Genomic DNA, 3,153 nt, shown 5'->3' with positions numbered 1-3,153 from the left:
CCCAACAGCCAAACAAAGCCAAGCCAACGTGTGCGTACAGAGAACTTACCCATATTGATGTCTGTTTAAGGAGACGGCGTCCAGGTGGGGTGCAGAGTGGGGGTCAGCGTGGGCGTGTAGGAGGGAGTTAGTGTCCACAGCTCGAAGTTTTTTGGGGTCAGAGTCACGGTGCGGGTGAAGGTGGGGCGGTAGGTGACGGTGACCAGAGCTTCGGGCGGGTAGACCTCGCGCATGGCGGTGTACCAATCCAGGCCGCCGGTGAGGACGTACAGGTTAAAGCGGGTGGAGGGCAGATAGGTGCGCCAGTCATTCAGCGAAGGCTGCCGCTCCCAGGCCATACGAGCGGCCAGCTCGGTGAAATCTACCCAATATCCGGCGGGTGGTCGCGCAGGGCGGCCCCCGGCCTCATAGGAGCGGGTGTCGCCGGTGTAGCGAGCGGTGATATCCCAGGGAGCCTGGGTGAGGGGCATGCCCTGTGAGCCGTCCTGGTAGCGGGCTTTAATGTACAGGCGCCAGTAGGTCTGGCCGTTGTAATCTTCGCGCACGATCGCCATCCAACCGGCGGTGAGGGGCAGCGAATTCAGCGCCACACCGCGGCCCGTCATGAGCCAATCTTCGTTCATGTTGGGTGAGAGCGGCTCGGTGAGGGGGTAATAGGCGTTTTCCAGGTTAGCCAGAAAATCCCAACCGGCTTTGCGGGCCACCAGCGCGCGCAGCTGATTGTAGGATTCGTCCACGGCGTCGTGCAGGTAGGCGTAGGGGGCGGTGATGTCCGGCACGGGGACAATGCCAAAGCGCCCGTTGGGGGGCATGGGGTTGACCGACAAGGACGGATTCCACAGAGGGGCGGCCAGTTGGCGCGCTTCGGGGGGGAAAGTTTGGCCGAGCACCCAATCTACCAGGGGGCCTTTCTTCCATTCAAGACCTTCCAGGTAACCGGGAAGCTGGTAGATAGGAAAGATCAGGCTGCGGTCGGTGAGGTTATAGGCCTGGATGCCGGTTTTGTTGGGGGAGCGCAGTTCCGTGGCCAATACGTCCCCGTTGGGGCTCCACACCGGGTGGTTCCCAGGCCCCACCGGCCAGGGGCGCAGTTCGGGCTGTTGGCTGTTCCACAGGTAGAGGGTGCTGGCGCCTTCTCTTTCGGAGGCGAAGGACAGGTATTTACCGTCCGCGGACCAGGCCGGGCTGTCGTTGCGCGCGGCGCTGTCTTGACTGAGGTTGTGGAAACGGTTGTCGGTTTGATCCAGGCGCGCCAGCCAGATTTCTTCTTCGCCGCTGCGGGTGGAGACAAAAGCAATTTCGCGCCCCTGGGGGGACCATACCGGGTGCTCATCCAGTCCGGGATCTTCGGTGAGGCGGATGGGGGTCTGGGAGAGGTCCACGACCGACTGCACCAGGATCTCCAGGTTGTCGTCCATATAGCTTTCGTAAGCCAGCCATTGGCTGTCCGGAGACCAGGTGGGCGCTCCGTCGTATTGGGGTGTGTCGGTGATCTGGGTGAGGCTGCCGGTGGTCAGGTCGAGGATATACAGGTTCCAGTAGCCGTTGCGGCGCGAGCGGTAGGCCAGGCGGGTGCCGTCGGGGCTGAGAGCCGGGTCGGCTTCGTCCCATTCGGGTGCGCTGAGGCGGGTGAGGGGGAAATATAGGGGGTGGTAGACGAAGAGGTGCTGATATTCGCCGTCGCTCATGGAAAACAGCAGCAGGCCGTGTTGACGCACACCTTCGGCATCTGAGGCGACGGGGATATAGGCGGGGGGCGGTGTGGGGGTTCCGGGAGCGAGGTCAGGAGCCGGGCTAGGGCTGTTCTCCGCTGCCGGCAGGCTGGCGGTTGGCGCGGAGCCAAAGGGCAGCCCGGGGAGTGCGCCGTGGGTGAGAGCCGGCCAACCGATCAGAAATAACAATCCCAGGTTGAGCACCACCAGCACGATCAAAGTGGGGGTGAAGACCCTGGATAGGAAAGGCGGTCGATTCTTCATTATTTACTGGCTTCTTCTACCTGCATTATGCGTTGAAAGCGGCTGCATCCGGTTGGGCAAACTAGGGTGATTGTAGCATGATTTAAGGCCGCTGCAAGCCTTGTGCCGATCACGGAACGGCTTTCAATTTTGTGATGCAAACAGGCGCTGAGGGTCGATCATCTGAAACAGGCCGCTGATGCGCCAGGTGCAGTAGGTGGCCTGTTCCTGTGGGGATGCGGAGGCGTCGTAATGGGCCATGCTGCCGAAGCGGACGCCGGAAGGCCCCACGCGAACTTCCAAATGGAGATGCTCGTTGATGGAATTGCCGGTGTTGCCCACATGGTTAATGGGCTGACCGCAGGTCACTGCCTGACCGAGCTGAACTTCCGGCGGATCTTGCAGGTGGGCGTAGAGCAGGTACAGAGAACGCTGATCGGGCGAGTAGCTGAGGGGCGGGTCGAGGGGCGGGCAGGTGAGGGGGCTGGTGTAGGGCAGGGTGGGTTGGGCGGTGGGCAGAAGCAGCCGGGCCACCAGGTCTGCGGGTAGGGTGTTCAGCGGGGTTTCGATGAGGATCATGTTGCCGAAGGGCATGCGGTTTTCAGAGATGCCTGCCACCTGACCGGCCAAGGCGGCGTGGACGGGCAGACCCAGCATGCCCACGCGCGAGCCGTAACGGTAGAAGGAATAATCCGCGCCGTGATGCGGAAAATCGAGGCCGGGGTCGGGCGGGTTGAAGGGGTTCGAGACGATCTCGGTGAGCTGCGGGATGGCAAAGGTGTCTAACGGAGAACAAACCGCCGGAGCCGGGGTGGGGGTGATGGTGGGGGTCGGCGTGGGCGGCGGGCTGGGCGTGAGGGTGGGTGCAGGGGTGTGAGAAGGGCTGGGGGTCGGGGGCGGCGTGGGGGCGGCAGCGGGCACGGCAGACGAACAGGCGGCCAGGAACGCCAGGATCATTCCCAGGGTCAGGATGCGGGCGGCGGTGCAGAGAGGCCCAGACACGCTAACCCTCTCCGTGAGTCTCAAAATCTGCCTCAGCCTGGGCCACTTCACCGATTTCGGGGTAGGTCACGTTCACGTGCAGGCGGTAGACCCCGCTGGGCGGCACGCTGCGCAGGTGCATGGTGAAGGTCATGCGGTAGGTCATGGCCTCGACGATGCTGGCAGCGGCCACTTCTTGCCCGCTGGGGGTGAAGAT

General features: G+C 63.1%; 3 protein-coding genes. All 3 read right to left on the bottom strand.

The annotated features are described in order from the left end of the window. Positions 1-65 precede the first annotated feature (65 nt). Complete coding sequence (locus tag ADN01_RS14615) at positions 66-1,976, bottom strand: TolB-like translocation protein (protein WP_062418036.1); 1,911 nt, start codon at positions 1,974-1,976, stop codon at positions 66-68. Positions 1,977-2,099: 123 nt separating this feature from the next. Next, positions 2,100-2,957: a M23 family metallopeptidase gene (locus ADN01_RS19365; protein WP_152974027.1), complete on the bottom strand. Its 858-nt coding sequence runs from the start codon at positions 2,955-2,957 to the stop codon at positions 2,100-2,102. A gap of 1 nt (position 2,958) precedes the next feature. Beyond that, the coding region (locus tag ADN01_RS19710) for a hypothetical protein (RefSeq protein WP_160318438.1) at positions 2,959-3,153 on the bottom strand (195 nt) is incomplete at its 5' end.

Source organism: Levilinea saccharolytica (assembly GCF_001306035.1).
GTDB lineage: Bacteria > Chloroflexota > Anaerolineae > Anaerolineales > Anaerolineaceae > Levilinea > Levilinea saccharolytica.
Note: the sequence above shows the minus strand (reverse complement) of the source record. Positions and strands in the feature narration are given on the sequence as shown.

Bases quoted from the DNA above. Each gene is read 5' to 3' on its own strand.
- ADN01_RS14615 (WP_062418036.1), bottom strand. From the start codon at position 1,976: ATGAAGAATCGACCGCCTTTCCTATCCAGGGTCTTCACCCCCACTTTG.